Consider the following 16,090-nt stretch of genomic DNA (forward strand, 5'->3'; position numbering starts at 1 on the left):
TATCCCCTCATCTCCCTGTACTATCTTATTGGTTTTTCGAAATCAACTTGCCCAATAGAAATATCTCCAGATAACACTTTTGTCTCAAACTCATCTATAGTTTCATTTAACTTAATTACTATGTCTGAAATAATCTCGCTATCTAGGTACATAGACATTGGGAATATTAAAAACGCTGTATGATTTATATCCCCAGGATAAATTTTATACTCAGGTACTATACTTATCAAAGGAACTACTTTTCCAGCATTAACTTCATCCCAACAATACTGCATAAATGCTTTTGCTATACTTTCATAGCTTCCATTATATTTTTTCTCTATTCTATTAAAATCAATATCAAATACAATTTCCCATCCTAAAGACTTATTTAATATGGATATTTTTTCACTTTCTTCTAATTTAGTTTTTAATTCTTCACTTATATCTTTTAATTTAATTAAGTAATCTTGAAAGCCTGTTCTTCCCAATCTATTCATAGCTATCCAAGAGTTTACTATACCTGTTGCAGGTCTTGAATTTTCAAAAGTATATCTATATGCTCTAAAGTTACCAAATTCATAGTCATCTTCTCCATATGAGTACTTCCCATCATTTAGATAGTCAAAATTATCATCTGTCTTTGATATAAACATACTTGTTGAATAAGGGCATAAACCGTTTTTATGCATATCAACTCCGAAAGAATCGAAGTTAGAAACCCCTTCTATTCGTTTAACTACTTCCATAATTTTATTCCTAATTTTTTCATTTGGAATTTTTTCATTTAGTTCAGATTCACTAACTCCTATAAAATTCATCCATAGCCATCCTATAACACTATCTAAATGAAAATATGGGAAATAGTCTTGATTACTATTTTCAAACAGCTCTTTTACATTTTTATATACACTCACTGTATCATCACAGGCAAAGTTAATAGTAGTTCCTCCTGCACATATAATTGCAGCTACCTTTTTCCCATTTTTATGTTGTTCTTCTATGGTTTCTAATAAATTTTTAATATTCATCTTCCAACCATCTTCTGATTTTATCCTTATACAATTGTCTGATCCTAATCCTAATATTGAGCATACATGTTCAACACAATAATGTGAAGATTCATTAGTTAATACTACTAGATTTTTATCTATTCCCTTATTTCTAGAATCTGGATCTATTTTTGATATTGCAGACTTTACAGCATATAAAAGTGTTAATTTTCCACCGTTACAAGCTACTCCATGAGCATCGTTCCATCCAGCTAATTTACCTAACATCCTAGCAATTTTTTGTTCAAATAATAATACTTTTCCCCCAAATGAATCCATTAAACTATTTGTATTATATAATTGAGTAATTGTAGATGCTGCCACAGTATCTATTAATGGCGATGGCACCATATTAAATAAAGAATATGGTGATTGAGTTCTAATACTACCTTCAAATAACTCTGCTAAATTTTCAAATACTTCTTCTGAAGATGCTCCTTTCTCAGGTATAGCTACTTCATCTAATATTTCGTTATATGAAAATGTATTAACTTTAAATTTAGGATTTAAATCTTTGTTATTTAAATGTTCATGTATTGCTGAAATTTTTTGTAATAACACATCAAAATTACTTTCATTTGATTTTAAGAACTCCTTTTCTAGCTCCATGGAATTTAATAGTGATGCTGACCCCATATCATTTTCTTCCCTAATTAAAATTGTTGATTCCAATGTTATTCCCCCTATTCGTTGTTTATTCTTAAAATATTTTTTCCCTTTCACTGTAATGGTAGTCCCTTTTACCTTCAATTGTCTACCAATAAATTATATTTTTTTTATAAAAAAATAAATTTATATATTTAATTTAATTTTAAAACAAATAATATAGACATAAAATTGTATGGCGGACGAAGAAACCTCCAAGATAAACCAATTTTAGAAAACACACTATTTGATATGGCATCAATTACTAAAACATATACAATGCTAATTATCTATAAACTATTCGAACTAAAAATAATAAGTCCAAAGGCTAGTGAAATTAAAGAGTTATATTATAAGGGAGCATATACAAAAGATGCTGTAGAATGTGATGTTGTTGGAATAGTTGATAATAATGAAATAATATTAGATATAAATGGTGAGTTACATAGCATACATCCAGATTATTTATTAGATATGCAGAAAAAAGAAAGATTTATTATTAGAGCATTATAACATTAAAAAAGGACAAGCTCATAATGCATTACAGGATGTTTTGGATTTATTAGAGTTATTAAAAGTTGTAAAGCCAGAAAGATGGTCAGCTTTAAGTACATCAAGATCACTTCCAAAGAAGGATAATAAAGAAGATAAGGGTGACAGTAAAAGCACAGCAAAGTCTAATAATTTTAGAAAGTTTGCAAAGGATAAGAACAAGGTTGCAGAAGAAAAGGAAATGATTGAGTTTGCTAAAAATAATTTAATAAAGGATATATTTAATAAAAAGAAAATAGTTTTTACTGGTGACATGTCTAAAAGTAGAGCAGAAATGAGAGCTACGGCTATAAGATATGGAGCAGAATCTCCAACAAGTATAAGTGGGAAAACAAATATCCTTGTTATAGGTGAAGAGGCAGGTAAGAGTAAATTAGAAAAGGCTAAGCAACTTGGAATAGAAATAATTAACGAAGAAGAGTTTTGGAATATTATTAATAAAGAAACAGCCATGGAATAGAATAAAATTTTAATTATATAATTGTTGGAAAAGTAGTGCTCATAAAGAATAAGGTTTTGAGAACTACTTTTAGGTTTAAATGAATTATTGATTTTCTTAATTAATCTTTTATCAAAGTTAGCTTTTACTACAATAGATATTATTATAATTAAATTACATATTTTATTATACTATCTGGAAATACCTCTCTTATGTTTGAAATAAAAAATTCTTTCATTTCAGATAGTTCTTCTTTAGAATATACATATTTACCATATCCAAATTGGCCATATTTAAATTTTCTATCTTCATCATTCATAGGCAAAGTTGTTTCAGGAAATATTTCAAGTATTCTATTTTTAGCTTTAGTTGTATATCTATGAGATATAACTTCAAATATAATAGGATCATTAAAATCACTAGGTAATTTATTTTTTATACTTTCAATTAAAGATCTATATTCATTTTGCCAATTATCATAAAGAAAAACTGGGGCAATTATAAATCCAATTTTGTATCCAGCTTTAGCAACCTTTACAGCAGCTTCAATTCGTGCATTGCTAGATGCAGTATAGTGCTCATAAGTATCTATTACTTTAGGGGTATTTATACTAAATCTAATTTCAGTATGATTATTATGCTTTGCATCTAATAGAGTATCTACATCATTATATTTAGTTACAAATCTAAATCTCCCATGTTCTTCTTTTCCCATAAATTCTATTGTTTTTCTTAAAGCATTAGTATATGGTTCAAGGGGAATTGGGTCAGAAGTTGCTGCGCCTTCAAATATAGTTATTGCTGGCAATCTTTCTTCTATATATTGTTTTGCTTTATTTAATATATCATCAATATTAGTAAAAACTCTTACAAATGGTTTATCGCCTAATTGTGTATTTAAATAACAATATTCACATCTACCCATACATCCACTAACTAATGGTAATTGATAATTAGCAGAAGGTTTACAAGTTTGGAACTTTAAAGTTTTACGTTCACCTACAACTAATGTTTGTTTTCCAGATCTATATTGATCAAATAAATTATCACCAGGTATATGAGTTTTAATTTTGTTAGAAGTAGCATTTATAATTTCAATATTAGGATTATCTTTTATTTTATTATAAATATTTTCACCAACTTCAGTATCTAAGGAACCTTTTTCAAATATAACTCTTTTAGGAATAAACATTGTTTTACCTCTTATTGTATTATAATTTTATTTTTAGTTTTTATTAAAATTTAATTTAAAATACTTATATATTTAAACAAAATTTAAGTTCTTCTGCAGTTAAATTTCCAAGATAAATATTATTTAAATATTTACTCAAAAATTCATAGGCATTTTTCATATCATAAAGAGAAGTTTCAGGTGTATCCATCTTATATCTAGGAAAATATCTAGATAAGTGTAAAGTTATATTCTTATCAACAGACCCTAAAAACTCACCTAATTCCCTTAATGTTATATCATCTGTATTTTCATTAGGAATTAAAAGAGTAGTTACCTCAACATGGCAGCCCATTTCAGATGCAATTTTAATAGTATTTTCAACATCTTTTAATGCTCCAAAACAAAGCTTTTTATAATATTTATCATTACCTTTAAGATCAATATTTAATGCATCAACATAAGGTAATAGCTTTATTAATGGTTCTTCAGAAATAAATCCATTAGTAACAAGAACAGTTTTATGGTCTTTATTTATTTCCTTAATTGCTTTACAAACATCATAAACATATTCATACCAAATACTAGGCTCATTATAAGTAAAAGCAAGACCTAAATTATTATTAATCACCATCATCAATTTCTTTAAAGCGCTCAACTTTAAATCTCTCTAAAGAATAATTTTCATTTGGCATAATACCGCCTTTTTCCATAGCAATTGCAACTTGTTTATCAGCAGTATCTATTCCTTCTAGATTAGGTAATAACAAACCTCTTCTATGTCCACAAGATACTATAACACCATATTTTTTAGAATCTAATTCTTCAAAGGTAGTTTTTTCTGGTGGATATAAAAGGTCAACAGATATATCTATATCCATAAGTTCTTCTTTTCTAAGGGGTGAAAATCTTGGATCATTTAAAGCTGCACTAATAGAATTATTTATTATTTCTTCAGCAATAGAATTTGTAGTAGGTTCAGTTGTTCCAATACATCCTCTTAAATCACCATTAATTTTAAGGGAAACAAATACGCCTTTTTTATCATTTAACAATTTAGATATATCATCATAATTGCTATTAATTAGCTCATCTACAGTTAATAGCCTACCATTATTAAAGTAGTAATTAAGATTTAATCTTGCAAGACGAGTATAAACATTACCTTCTTTTATCCTTCTTTCATTTTCCTTATTTTTATCTTTTAGAAGTTCACTATATAAATCAGCATTTTTATTAGAAGATGGAGTAAATTCCATAATTCCATAACCAACTCCAAAAGGACCTTCATAACTTAATAATTTAGATGATATAGTATTGTCATTTATAGCACCAGCTAATATATAAAGTGATCTTAAGCCACATTCACCAGCTTCGCATATTAAATGTTTATCTAAAGTAAATAAGCTTTTTAAATCACCTTTTTCTAAAGTACTAATTAACTCTTTGTCAAATTCTGCACCAAGTGGTGTATAAGGATAAGGGCCATCTTTTGTTAATCTATGAGATAAGTCTCCAGAGGCTATGAAAACAGCTTTTTTATTAGTATCAAGAACAGCTTTATTTATACATTTACCAAAGTTCATAAGCTCTAAAGGAGAAAGCATTCCATAGGTGATATGAACTAGTTTGTAGTTCTTGTTATTGTCTACAAAATATAAAGGAACCATGGCACCATGGTCAAGTTCTAAATCTATATTATATAAATTTTCAGTATTTTCATCTAATGATGCAGTAGGAATGTCTTCCATAGATGCATTTTTTATAATTTGAGATGTAAGTTCTTTATCTATTTGAAAATCTAATTTAACATTTGGTGCATTAAATATTTTTCACTATAGATTTTTTATTATTAAAACTAAATTTTTAGAAATAATATATAAAGAAGACTAAGGAAGAGGGGAGATAAATGGAAAATAAAAGGAAAAATAATTTAGGAACAGAGCCAATAAGCAAATTATTAAATAATTTTGCAATTCCAAGTATAATAGCAATGCTTGTTAGTGCATTATACAATATTGTGGATCAGTTTTTTATTGGAAGAAGTGTCGGTGAGCTTGGAAATGCTGCAACTAATATAACATTTCCTTTAACTACATCATGTATCGCTATAGCGTTATTATTAGGAATCGGAGCAGCGTCAGCTTTTAATTTAACATTAGGAGAGGGGAATAGGGAAAAGGCATTATATTATATAGGAAATTCAGCTTTTTTATTATTTGCTTCTGGAGTAGTATTATGTGTCATAATTGAGATTTTTTTAGAACCTATGCTTATATTTTTTGGTTCTCCCGCTAATGTTTTAGGTTATGCTAAAAACTATACAAGGGTAACTGCAATTGGTTTTCCATTTTTAATATTTTCTACAGGTGGAGGACATTTGATAAGAGCTGATGGAAGCCCTAAATATAGTATGCTCTGTAATTTATCAGGGGCTATAATTAATATTATCTTAGATCCTATATTTATATTTGGCTTAAATATGGGAATGGTGGGAGCAGGTTTAGCTACAATTATAGGACAAATTTTTGGTGCAGCATTAGCTTTAAGATATATTTTTAAATATAAAACAGGAAAGATAGAAAAGAAGCATTTAATACCAAAATGGAATTTTGCTAGTAAAATAATTTCTTTAGGAGCAGCACCATGTTTTAATCAGCTTGCTATGATGATTGTACAAATTGTAATGAATAAGTCTTTAACATATTATGGTGCATTATCTGTCTATGGAGAATCAATACCATTAGCATGTGCAGGAATTATTGCTAAGGTAAATCAGATTTATATGTCAATAGTCATTGGTCTTTCACAAGGCCTTCAACCTATAGTAAGTTTCAATTATGGAGCAGGGAAATATGATAGAGTAAAGAAAGCATATTCTACAGCTATAAGTTATGGTGTAATAGTATCAGTAATAGCATTTCTTGTATTTCAATTTTTGCCAAGACAGATAGTATCCATTTTTGGTTCAGGGTCAGAGACTTATTATACTTTTGCAGTAAAATATTTTAGGATATTTTTATTTTTCACATTTTTAAATTGTTTCCAACCTATATCATCAAACTTTTTTACTGCTATAGGGAAGCCAAAGAAGGGGATATTTCTATCATTAACAAGGCAAATATTATTTTTACTTCCTTTAATAGTTATTTTACCAATGGTTATTGGTATTGATGGAATAATGTATTCAGGTCCTATTGCTGACTTTATAGCAGGCGTTGTATCTATGGTAATGATATATATTGAATTTAAAAATATAGGTAGTAATATGGGATTTGAAAGGAAAATAGTATAATTAAGAATCTTCATAGAAAAATTTAAAAGTAGTATCTATGACCTAAGTGGTAGATACTACTTTAAATTAGAGAGTTGGAACGCTTTTTATTTAATTTTGAGCGTCTTTTAGTGCATAATTTACTGTAGTTTTAGATTTATTTAAAGATTTTTTATTTATTGCTTTAGCAATACGCATTGCAGCGTATGTTAAAAACACTAAACTATATATTAAAACGTTTAATATATACTGTGAGTTACCAGCTTTGGCTAATGGAGTCATTATAAGCATTACATGTACATAAATTAATCCATAAAAAATATAAGCAAGTCTTTGAAGTTTCTTCCAAGATTTGTACTTCATTTTCTTTCTTATACTTGGGAAAGATGTAATCATAAGTGGAAGCATAATAACTATTAAAATTACACTTATAATTGCTGCTAAAAGCATATTTATTGACATTGATTTTGGGTTTGTAAATAATGTTACAAAATGATATCTACCAAAAACAATATTATGAGCAAGGGTAAGAATACTTGCTATAATAGATAACTCTGCCCTAATTGGCATTAAAATTTTCATTAATTTACTACCATTTTTTAATGCGCCTGTATACATAACTATTACAAAAATTGAAGTAGCAAAGGCGCTTTTTGTAAATAGAGGAAGTATATAAGTATTAGCAAAATGTGATAAATTTGAAAGAACCCCGCTATATGAAGCTATAACTAAAGCTATTGATATAAGTGCAGATATTACATAACAAAGTTTTGAGTGCTTTTTTATAAAATTACGGCCTATAAAAATAATAAATATTGTTATTATAATAGAAATTAAAAAGTTCATAATTACCTCCTAAATTTTTTAAATATCAACTTATAACATAAAAAAGTATATATAAAAGAAAAAATGAAATCAATAATTATTCTCAATTAAACAAATATAGTTAAAAAAAATATAAATATCGTTAAAGTGGCATTAAATGTAAGCTCCCCGGAGGTGGTTACATTTTTTAGAAATTTATAGTATAATAAAGGAAAATTATTAAGTAAAGGAGAAGCAAAGGATGATAGAAGTAAAAGATTTAACTGTAGGAAGTTTTGAAGGTGCTATTAATCTTATATATGAAGATAAATCTTCAAATAATAAAATAGTTGAAGGTTTGAAAGCTAAAAAAGTATTTGAAGGAAAAAGCGGACAAATATTTTATAGAACTACTGAAGAACTAAATTATGAAATTTTTGTAGGGCTTGGAAAATTTGATGAGTTAGAAAGAACAGATTTAGTAAATGCAGTAGCTAGGGGAATTAAACAAGCAGAAAAATTAAAAATAGAAGATTTAAGTATTAATTTTATAAAAGCTAATGGTTTATGTACTGGTGGAGTTACTAAGTCTATAGTACAAGGGGTAAAGTTAGCAAGTTATAAGTTTGATAAATATAAGCAAGGTAAAGAATCTTATGAACCAAAGGTAACTATAGTAGGTGGACCAAAAGAAAAGTTTGCAAAGATGAGAGAGAAAATAAAAGAGGCAAGCAATGTTGCTGATGGTATTATTTTAGCTCGTGATCTTGTAAATGAACCTGCTAATGTATTATATCCAGAAACTTTAGCAGAGAGAGCTGTAGAAGTAGGAAAAGAAAGCGGATTTGAAGTAGAAGTTTTTGATGAAAAGCAAATAGAAGAGTTAGGAATGAAAGCATTCTTAGAAGTTGGAAAAGGATCAGTGCATAAGCCAAGATTAATTGTTATGAGGTATATGGGTAATGCTAATAGTGATGAAAGAGTGGGACTTGTAGGTAAGGGTCTTACTTTTGATACTGGTGGATATTCTCTTAAGCCATCAACTTCTATGGATACTATGAAAAGTGATATGGGTGGAGCTGCAGCTGTTATCGGAACAATGAAAGCTCTTGCTAAAAATAAGGTAGAAAAAAATGTAGTTGCAGTAGTAGCAGCTTGTGAAAATGCTATTTCAGGTGGAAGCTATAAGCCAGGAGATATTATTGGTTCTATGGCAGGTAAAACTATTGAAGTTTTAAATACAGATGCAGAGGGTAGATTAACTTTAGTTGATGCTATAACTTATATTATTGAAAAGGAAAAAGTAGATAAGGTAGTAGATGTAGCAACTCTTACAGGAGCAGTATTAGTAGCCCTTGGATCTGAAATAACAGGAGTATTAAGTAATGATGATGCTTTTTATGAAGAGTTATTAGTTGCAGCAAATAGAACAGGAGAAAAATTCTGGAGATTACCTAATGATAAGTGCTTTAAAAAGTTATATAAGGGTGATTTTGCAGATCTTAAAAATACTGGTGGACGTTATGGTGGAACAATTACTGCAGGTATGTTTATTGAGGAGTTTGTACAAGATAAGCCTTGGTTACATTTAGATATTGCAGGAACTTCTTGGACTGATGGTGGAAATGATACTACACCAAAGGGAGGAACAGGAGCGCCAGTTGCAACTTTATATGAATTAGTTGTTAAGCATAAGTGTAAACATAAATAAAAATAAATTAAAAAAGAAGTCAAATTAATTTTGGCTTCTTTTTTAATAAATGAAAAGATATCTTTTCATTACTAAAATAAGAGTACATTAATTTCCGGTTAAAAGAAGTACATTTGTATTAATTTACAATTAAGTTTATTAATAATTATGAACATATAAGTACATATTTTAACATCCACAAAGCCTTAAATATATAATTACTTAAAAATATAATAAATATATAAAGTTTTTATTATATTTTTTAAAGAAGAGAGGAATTTTTATGGAAAGTTTCACGTTAAGAGAAGCAACAAAAGGAGACTCGACAATTATTGCAGAACTGGTATATAAAACAGAAGATGATCCTGAGCACGTCTGGGGTTATGGCAGTAAGGATGAAATAATTCATAGAATAAAATGGCTAGTAGAAAGTGAAGATTCTAGGTATTCATATAAGAATGTTGAAGTTGCAGAACTAGAGGGTAAGATTTGTGGAGCTATAATATTAATAAAAGGAAAAGATTTATCAAAGCTAGATTTAATAACAATTATAAAGTTAATTAAGTATATTAAAGGAATAAAAAATAAAATTAGATTTTTAAAAGATGTTATTTTAGAATTAGGGCTTAATGAGTGTGAGAAAAATGAGTTTTATATTGCTAATTTAGCTACTTTAGAAGAGTATAGAGGTAAGGGAATTGGAAAAGCTCTTATAAAATTAGCTGAAGAAAGTGCTAAAAAAGCAGGATATAAAAGTTGCTCTTTGTTAGCAAAAGATGCTGGTGTTAAAAGTTTTTATGAAAAGTTAAACTTTGTATTTGAAGAAGAAGAACCGTATTATTCTCATACTTTATATAGAATGATTAAAGTTATTTAATTTAATAGATAGTACTTTTTGAAATAGTGATTATATAGTGAAATAGTGATTATATAGTGAAATAAATAATCGCTATTTTTATATTGCAAATATAAATAAAAATGTAATATAATTGTAATTATTTATATATAAAGACAGAATTTTAGTATCAGAGGATGTAGAAATGAGAGTGTGTAAAGAAATTTTGGATAAAATGCCTATAGCTATGTTATATGTAAAATGTAGTTTTGGGAAAAATGAAGATTTAAATATGGAAATTGAATATGTTAATGATAAAATGCTTCTATTATTGGGTATGGATTACAAAGAAGTGATATATAAAGATTTTTTTGATGTTTTATCAGAGTATAAGGAAGATAAAGATTTTATTAAAATATTAAAGAATCCTAGTGGTAAGAATTCAAATTATACTAAGTACATTAAACAATTAAAGGATTTTATTAATATAATTATACAAAAAGAAGATGATAATCATTTTTCATTATACTTTGAAAATTGTATTGATAAACGTTTCTTAGAAGATATTCAGAGAAAAGATCAAATTTTCTTTATTAAGGATATAAAAAATAGATATGTTTATGCCAGTGAAAATTTTAAAGTGCTGTCTGGATGTGATAATGAAGATATTTATGGATTAGACGATATTAAAATATTTGGACAAGATAAAGGGAGAAAATATGCAAAATGTTGTGAAACATTTATAGAATCAAAAAAATTTTATCGCAGAGAAATTTGTAAATTAAAAGATAAGCTTTATTCACTTCATAGATATGCATTATATAATAATAATGAAGTAATTGGAGTTATAGGAATTCTTGAAGATATAATTGGGAAAATGGAAAAAATAAATGATGGCAATACGTTATCTTATATAACTAATAATATATCTGAGTATATAATTCTCAAGGATAGTCATGGAGTTTATTTAGATTGCAACAATAGTTTTTTAAAAGATTTAAGTCTTAATAGAGAAGAAGTTATAGGTAAAAAAATTAGGGATATTCCTAAATTAAATAATGTGGCTAAAAATACTACTAGCACAGATTTAGAGGTTGTTAATACAGGGCGTAAAAAAATATACAATGAGAAAGTTTTAATTAATGGAAAACATGTAGAGTTTGAAATAATTAAAGAACCGTTTATGGATAGTTATGGTAATTTAGTTGGCGTTATTGATACAGTAAGAGATATTTCTCATAGGAGTGAAATTGAAAGATTAAGGCTAGAGTTTTTTGCAAATTTATCACATGAGTTAAGAACTCCTTTAAATCTAATTTTTGGTTCATTACAAACTATAGACTTACTAGAGAAAGATTTATTAAATAATAATAGTAGATTAAAAAAGTATATTGAAATAATAAGTCAAAATTCCAAACGTCTATTAAAATTAGTTAATAATCTAATAGACTCAACTAAATTTGATTGTGAATATTATGAATATGAGCCTAAAAATTATGATATAGTACATTTTATAGAAAATATAGCTATGTCTGTTGCTGAATTTGCTAAACAAAATGATATCACTTTAACTTTCGATACAAATGTTGAAGAAAAAGTTATGGCCTTTGATTTGGAGAAGTTAGAGAGAACAATGCTTAACTTACTTTCTAATAGTATTAAGTATAATAATTCACCAGGAAAGATAGATGTTATATTAAAAGATTGTAATGAAACGTTTAATATAACTGTAAAGGATAGTGGAATTGGAATTCCAAATGATAAGTTGAAAGTTATTTTTGAAAGATTTAAGCAGGTAGAAAATAGGCTTAGAAAAAGAAGTGAGGGAAGTGGCATAGGTTTATCTCTTGTAAAAGATCTAATTAAAATACAAGGTGGTATAATAGAAGTTAAAAGTGAAGTTGGTGTTGGAAGTGAATTTACTATAAGGTTACCAGTTAAAGTTGTAAGTGATAATGGAGAGAGTAAAGAATCAAATTATAGAGATTTATCTGATAGTATGGTAACAAGAATGAATATAGAGTTTTCAGATATTTATATTTAAATATAAAATTTATTATTGAACAGTATAGAAGAATGGAATATGGTAGTTAGATATGAGTAAGCAATATTCAGAGTCATTAAGAATTGGAATTTTATTAGCATTAGCAGGTGGTTTTTTAGATGCATATACTTATTTATGCAGGGGAAAGGTATTTGCCAATGCTCAAACAGGAAATATGGTTATGCTAGGCATTAGTTTTTTAGAAGGTAATACTACTAATGTAATAAAATATATAATACCTATTATTGCTTTTGCAATTGGTGTTTTATTAGCTGAAATTATAAGGCATAGGTTATTAGAACATGAAAAAATTCATTGGAGACAAGCAGTATTAGCAATAGAGATAGTTTTGCTTATATTTGTAGCATTTATACCATATGATTATATTGCAAATACTTTAATTTCGTTAATTTGTGCAATGCAGGTAGAAAGTTTTAGAAAATTTCATGGGAATGCTTATGCCACTACAATGTGTACAGGTAATTTAAGAAGTGGAACAGAAAAATTAGTTATTTTTATAAAAAATAAAGATAGAAAGCATTTGAAAATAGCCCTTCAATATTATTTTATAATATTTATTTTTTGCTTTGGAGCTTTTATAGGCGGGATTTTTTCAAGAAATATAGGAAGAAAGGCTATATTAATTTCATGTATTCCACTAGTATTATCATTAGTTATAATGAGCTATAAAAGGGAATAAATTATTTAAATTATAATTAATTATTAACTTGAAAGTAGTAACAATTTGTAACCTTTAAGAATATTAATATATAAATAAATATTATAAAGTAGTACTTAAGCTAAGTGTAGCTAGAGTACTACTTTTGTACTTTTAAAACACAAAACTTACATAAAGTACGACTAAATTTTATTTTATTTGGAAATACTGATAAAAGCAGAAAGGGTAGAGAATGGAGGTCGTGGTAATGAAACAAAAGTGTGAGAAGTGTGAGAAATGTGGTAAAGATGCTATCTTTTTTGATGCTAATTTACAATTATGGTTGTGTGAGGATTGCGTTAAGAGGGAGTACAAAACCTTTGATTTAGAGGAGTTTATAGAGAAAAATGATAAAGATAGATATAGTGAAGAACTTAATAATATATTAATTGCTATGGAGAAATTATGTAACTCTATAAGTGAATCAAATAATAGAAGAATTGAAAGGCAATTTAAAAATAAACCATACTCAAAAGATTTAGATAAGTTACTATCTGCTATGACAAAAGAGAGATTGGGTAAGATTGCTGAAACTTTAGGTATTAGAAAAGTTTATAAATATAAAAAACAAGAATTAAAGGAGATGTTATTATCATCTTATAAAGATCTTATATTAGAAAAGTTTAAGCTTTTAGATGAAAAAGCATTTAAATCCTTAAGAAAATATTGTAAAAACAATGGAGAAAGAGTTATAGATAATATACCTAGTAATGAAGCAATTTATGTAGATTATTTTGTTGAACTTGGAGCCATATTTCCATTTGAAAATAAGGAAGGCAATAAAATGTTTTTAATGCCAACAGTAACTCAAGAACTTGTTAAATTATTAGAAGATTTTCAAATAAGACTTAAAATTAAAAATAATACTAAGATAATAAACTTGTATAGAGGTATGATTAGGGCTTATGGTTTATTGGAAGTATATAAAATTATTGAATTTATAAAGCAATATTTAGTAGAAGAATATGATTATCAGGAGTTAGTTGATATTTTAGAGGAAAGTTCTAAATATAGTGATGAATATATTGTTGAAGGTGCATTTGTATTCAATTCTAATATAGATAATTATGTTAGTCTTTATAATGATATTAATAGGAAAATGAAAAATAGTGATTACAGGAAGTTCTCTGAAGGTGAATTATTATCTTTATCTAAGAGTAATTGGGAAGTTGATAATAACTATGCAAGGGATTTTAAACGAAGATTCTTAAATTATTTTATTATGTCAGAAGAGGAAATAGATGAGTTTTTAAAGTTTTTATATGCCATAGCTCAGGAGAAAAGTTTAGATGAAATTTTAAATGAAATAAGAGGAATGATTCAAGAGGAAGAAGCAAAGGAAATAGGTGTAGATATAATTGAGAAATATGTTGTTAATGTACCTATTTGGACTAAAAAGGGAAGATGTATAAAGGAATTAAAAATTAAATAGTTATTTTAAAAACAGTAATTATTATATATGTATAATTACTGTTTTTTTATGAGTTTTATTTAATATGAATATAAGCATTAAACTGGATTATTAATGTTTATATTCATATTAAATTTAATTATTTTAAATATAGATAATATATTTAGAAAATATATTGACTTGTAGTTAACTTTAGGTAGTAAAATAATATATGTGGGGTATATGGAAAATTTATGAAATTTAAATACTAACACAAAATCTAAGGTATGAAGTGGGCAGGTTGTAGTTTATATTTATTTAGTTTACTTTTATATCATAAAAATGAGGTGAATATAAAGTGGAACAAAAAAAATTAGGTTTTGGACTTATGAGATTACCATTAAAGGATGCTAACAATCAAGAAAGTATTGATATGGAACAGCTAAATAAAATGGTTGACACTTTTATAGAAAGAGGATTCACATATTTTGATACTGCTTATATGTATCATTCCTTTAAAAGTGAAATTGCACTTAGAGAAGCTTTAGTAAAACGTCATAAAAGAGATACTTTTACAGTAGCAACTAAAATGCCAACAATGTTTTTAAAAAAAGAAGAGGATATGGAAAGAATTTTTAATGAACAGTTAGAAAAATGTGGTGTAGAGTATTTTGATTATTATTTACTTCATAATCTTGGAGTTGAACATTATGCTATTGCTAAAAAGTTAGGTTGTTTTGAATTTATAAATCAAAAGAAAGCTGAAGGAAAAGTCAAGAAGATAGGTTTTTCATTTCATTCAACAGCTGATGTTTTAGAAGAAATATTAAATGATCATCCAGAGGTAGACTTTGTTCAATTACAAATTAACTATATTGATTGGGAAGATGAGGGCATTCAATCTAGAAAATGTTATGAAGTAGCAAGAAAGCATAAGAAAGACATAATTGTTATGGAACCTGTTAAGGGAGGAACTTTAGCAAAAGTACCTGAAGATGCAGAGAAGTTATTTAAAGAGTATAGTCCTAATATGTCAATTCCATCTTGGGCAATTAGATTTGTGGCTAGCCAAGATGGTGTAATTATGGTTTTGAGTGGTATGTCTAATATGGAGCAATTATTAGATAATACAGGATATATGCAAGATTTTAAACCCTATTCTACTGAAGAGTATAATATAGTAAATAAAGTTGTTGAAATTATTAATGGGTCAACTTCAATTCCTTGTACAGCTTGTGAGTATTGTGTAGATGGATGTCCTAAGAATATTCCTATTCCAAAGTATTTTGCTTTGTTTAATGCAGAAAATCAATCTTTAAAAACAGGTTTTTCAACTCAAAAGGTTTATTATGATAATTATGCTAAGCTTTTTGGTAAGGCATCAGATTGTATAAGTTGTAAGAAGTGTGAAAAGAGTTGTCCTCAGCATATAAAGATAACTTCAAAATTAAAGGATGTTGCAAGGATGTTTGAAGGGTAATTTTTTGAAAGGTAATT

General features: G+C 27.1%; 14 protein-coding genes. 9 read left to right on the forward strand and 5 right to left on the reverse strand.

Going from position 1 to position 16,090, the window contains the following annotated elements; genetic code table 11:
• Positions 1–20: 20 nt before the first annotated feature.
• On the reverse strand, positions 21–1,703 hold the full coding sequence (locus Q0G30_RS07330) for a pyridoxal-dependent decarboxylase (protein ID WP_021130075.1): 1,683 nt from the start codon (positions 1,701–1,703) through the stop codon (positions 21–23).
• Positions 1,704–1,868: 165 nt separating this feature from the next.
• On the opposite strand from Q0G30_RS07330, the gene Q0G30_RS07335 reads away from it, so the two are divergent.
• Complete coding sequence (locus Q0G30_RS07335; RefSeq protein WP_294388426.1) at positions 1,869–2,189, forward strand: hypothetical protein; 321 nt, start codon at positions 1,869–1,871, stop codon at positions 2,187–2,189.
• Between the two features lie 40 nt (positions 2,190–2,229).
• The gene (locus tag Q0G30_RS07340) at positions 2,230–2,688 is read left to right on the forward strand and encodes a BRCT domain-containing protein (protein ID WP_195964782.1); all 459 of its coding nucleotides are present in this window, start codon (positions 2,230–2,232) and stop codon (positions 2,686–2,688) included.
• Positions 2,689–2,836: 148 nt separating this feature from the next.
• On the opposite strand, the gene splB is transcribed toward Q0G30_RS07340, so the two are convergent.
• The 3 genes from splB to amrA all read right to left on the reverse strand — a co-directional run bounded on the left by splB (position 2,837) and on the right by amrA (position 5,667).
• A complete protein-coding gene (gene splB, locus Q0G30_RS07345; RefSeq protein WP_294388429.1) occupies positions 2,837–3,859 on the reverse strand; it encodes a spore photoproduct lyase in 1,023 nt (340 codons plus the stop codon).
• A 64-nt stretch (positions 3,860–3,923) separates the two neighbouring features.
• Complete coding sequence (locus Q0G30_RS07350) at positions 3,924–4,496, reverse strand: radical SAM protein (RefSeq protein WP_294388433.1); 573 nt, start codon at positions 4,494–4,496, stop codon at positions 3,924–3,926.
• On the reverse strand, positions 4,462–5,667 hold the full coding sequence (gene amrA / locus Q0G30_RS07355; protein ID WP_294388537.1) for an AmmeMemoRadiSam system protein A: 1,206 nt from the start codon (positions 5,665–5,667) through the stop codon (positions 4,462–4,464). The genes Q0G30_RS07350 and amrA overlap by 35 nt, the downstream gene beginning before the upstream one ends.
• An 80-nt stretch (positions 5,668–5,747) precedes the next feature.
• On the opposite strand from amrA, the gene Q0G30_RS07360 reads away from it, so the two are divergent.
• The gene (locus Q0G30_RS07360; protein WP_294388436.1) at positions 5,748–7,133 is read left to right on the forward strand and encodes an MATE family efflux transporter; all 1,386 of its coding nucleotides are present in this window, start codon (positions 5,748–5,750) and stop codon (positions 7,131–7,133) included.
• Between the two features lie 90 nt (positions 7,134–7,223).
• On the opposite strand, the gene Q0G30_RS07365 is transcribed toward Q0G30_RS07360, so the two are convergent.
• Positions 7,224–7,958 (reverse strand): ferric reductase-like transmembrane domain-containing protein, encoded by a 735-nt coding sequence (locus Q0G30_RS07365; RefSeq protein ID WP_195467970.1) that lies wholly within the window; start codon positions 7,956–7,958, stop codon positions 7,224–7,226.
• Positions 7,959–8,178: 220 nt separating this feature from the next.
• Here Q0G30_RS07365 and Q0G30_RS07370 point away from each other — a divergent pair, with 220 nt between their 5' ends.
• The 6 genes from Q0G30_RS07370 to Q0G30_RS07395 all read left to right on the forward strand — a co-directional run bounded on the left by Q0G30_RS07370 (position 8,179) and on the right by Q0G30_RS07395 (position 16,073).
• Positions 8,179–9,627 carry a leucyl aminopeptidase gene (locus tag Q0G30_RS07370; RefSeq protein WP_294388440.1) on the forward strand — a complete coding sequence of 483 codons (1,449 nt, stop codon included), beginning with the start codon at positions 8,179–8,181 and terminating at the stop codon, positions 9,625–9,627.
• A gap of 262 nt (positions 9,628–9,889) precedes the next feature.
• Positions 9,890–10,483 (forward strand): GNAT family N-acetyltransferase, encoded by a 594-nt coding sequence (locus Q0G30_RS07375; protein ID WP_294388442.1) that lies wholly within the window; start codon positions 9,890–9,892, stop codon positions 10,481–10,483.
• A 163-nt stretch (positions 10,484–10,646) separates the two neighbouring features.
• Positions 10,647–12,485, forward strand: a complete 1,839-nt coding sequence (locus Q0G30_RS07380) for a PAS domain-containing sensor histidine kinase (protein ID WP_294388444.1) — start codon at positions 10,647–10,649, stop codon at positions 12,483–12,485.
• Between the two features lie 52 nt (positions 12,486–12,537).
• A complete protein-coding gene (locus Q0G30_RS07385; RefSeq protein ID WP_294388447.1) occupies positions 12,538–13,185 on the forward strand; it encodes a YoaK family protein in 648 nt (215 codons plus the stop codon).
• Positions 13,186–13,411: 226 nt separating this feature from the next.
• A complete protein-coding gene (locus Q0G30_RS07390; protein WP_294388450.1) occupies positions 13,412–14,635 on the forward strand; it encodes a hypothetical protein in 1,224 nt (407 codons plus the stop codon).
• Positions 14,636–14,951: 316 nt separating this feature from the next.
• A complete protein-coding gene (locus Q0G30_RS07395; protein ID WP_294388455.1) occupies positions 14,952–16,073 on the forward strand; it encodes an aldo/keto reductase in 1,122 nt (373 codons plus the stop codon).
• Positions 16,074–16,090: the final 17 nt, after the last annotated feature.

The sequence above is a fragment of the uncultured Clostridium sp. genome (assembly GCF_934754925.1).
In the GTDB taxonomy this organism is placed as follows: Bacteria; Bacillota; Clostridia; order Clostridiales; family Clostridiaceae; genus Clostridium.

Excerpts from the sequence above, each read along its gene's own strand:
- splB (WP_294388429.1), bottom strand. The coding sequence starts at position 3,859 with ATGTTTATTCCTAAAAGAGTTATATTTGAAAAAGGTTCCTTAGATACT.
- Q0G30_RS07360 (WP_294388436.1), top strand. The coding sequence starts at position 5,748 with ATGGAAAATAAAAGGAAAAATAATTTAGGAACAGAGCCAATAAGCAAA.
- Q0G30_RS07365 (WP_195467970.1), bottom strand. The coding sequence starts at position 7,958 with ATGAACTTTTTAATTTCTATTATAATAACAATATTTATTATTTTTATA.
- Q0G30_RS07370 (WP_294388440.1), top strand. The coding sequence starts at position 8,179 with ATGATAGAAGTAAAAGATTTAACTGTAGGAAGTTTTGAAGGTGCTATT.
- Q0G30_RS07375 (WP_294388442.1), top strand. The coding sequence starts at position 9,890 with ATGGAAAGTTTCACGTTAAGAGAAGCAACAAAAGGAGACTCGACAATT.
- Q0G30_RS07380 (WP_294388444.1), top strand. The coding sequence starts at position 10,647 with ATGAGAGTGTGTAAAGAAATTTTGGATAAAATGCCTATAGCTATGTTA.
- Q0G30_RS07385 (WP_294388447.1), top strand. The coding sequence starts at position 12,538 with ATGAGTAAGCAATATTCAGAGTCATTAAGAATTGGAATTTTATTAGCA.
- Q0G30_RS07390 (WP_294388450.1), top strand. The coding sequence starts at position 13,412 with ATGAAACAAAAGTGTGAGAAGTGTGAGAAATGTGGTAAAGATGCTATC.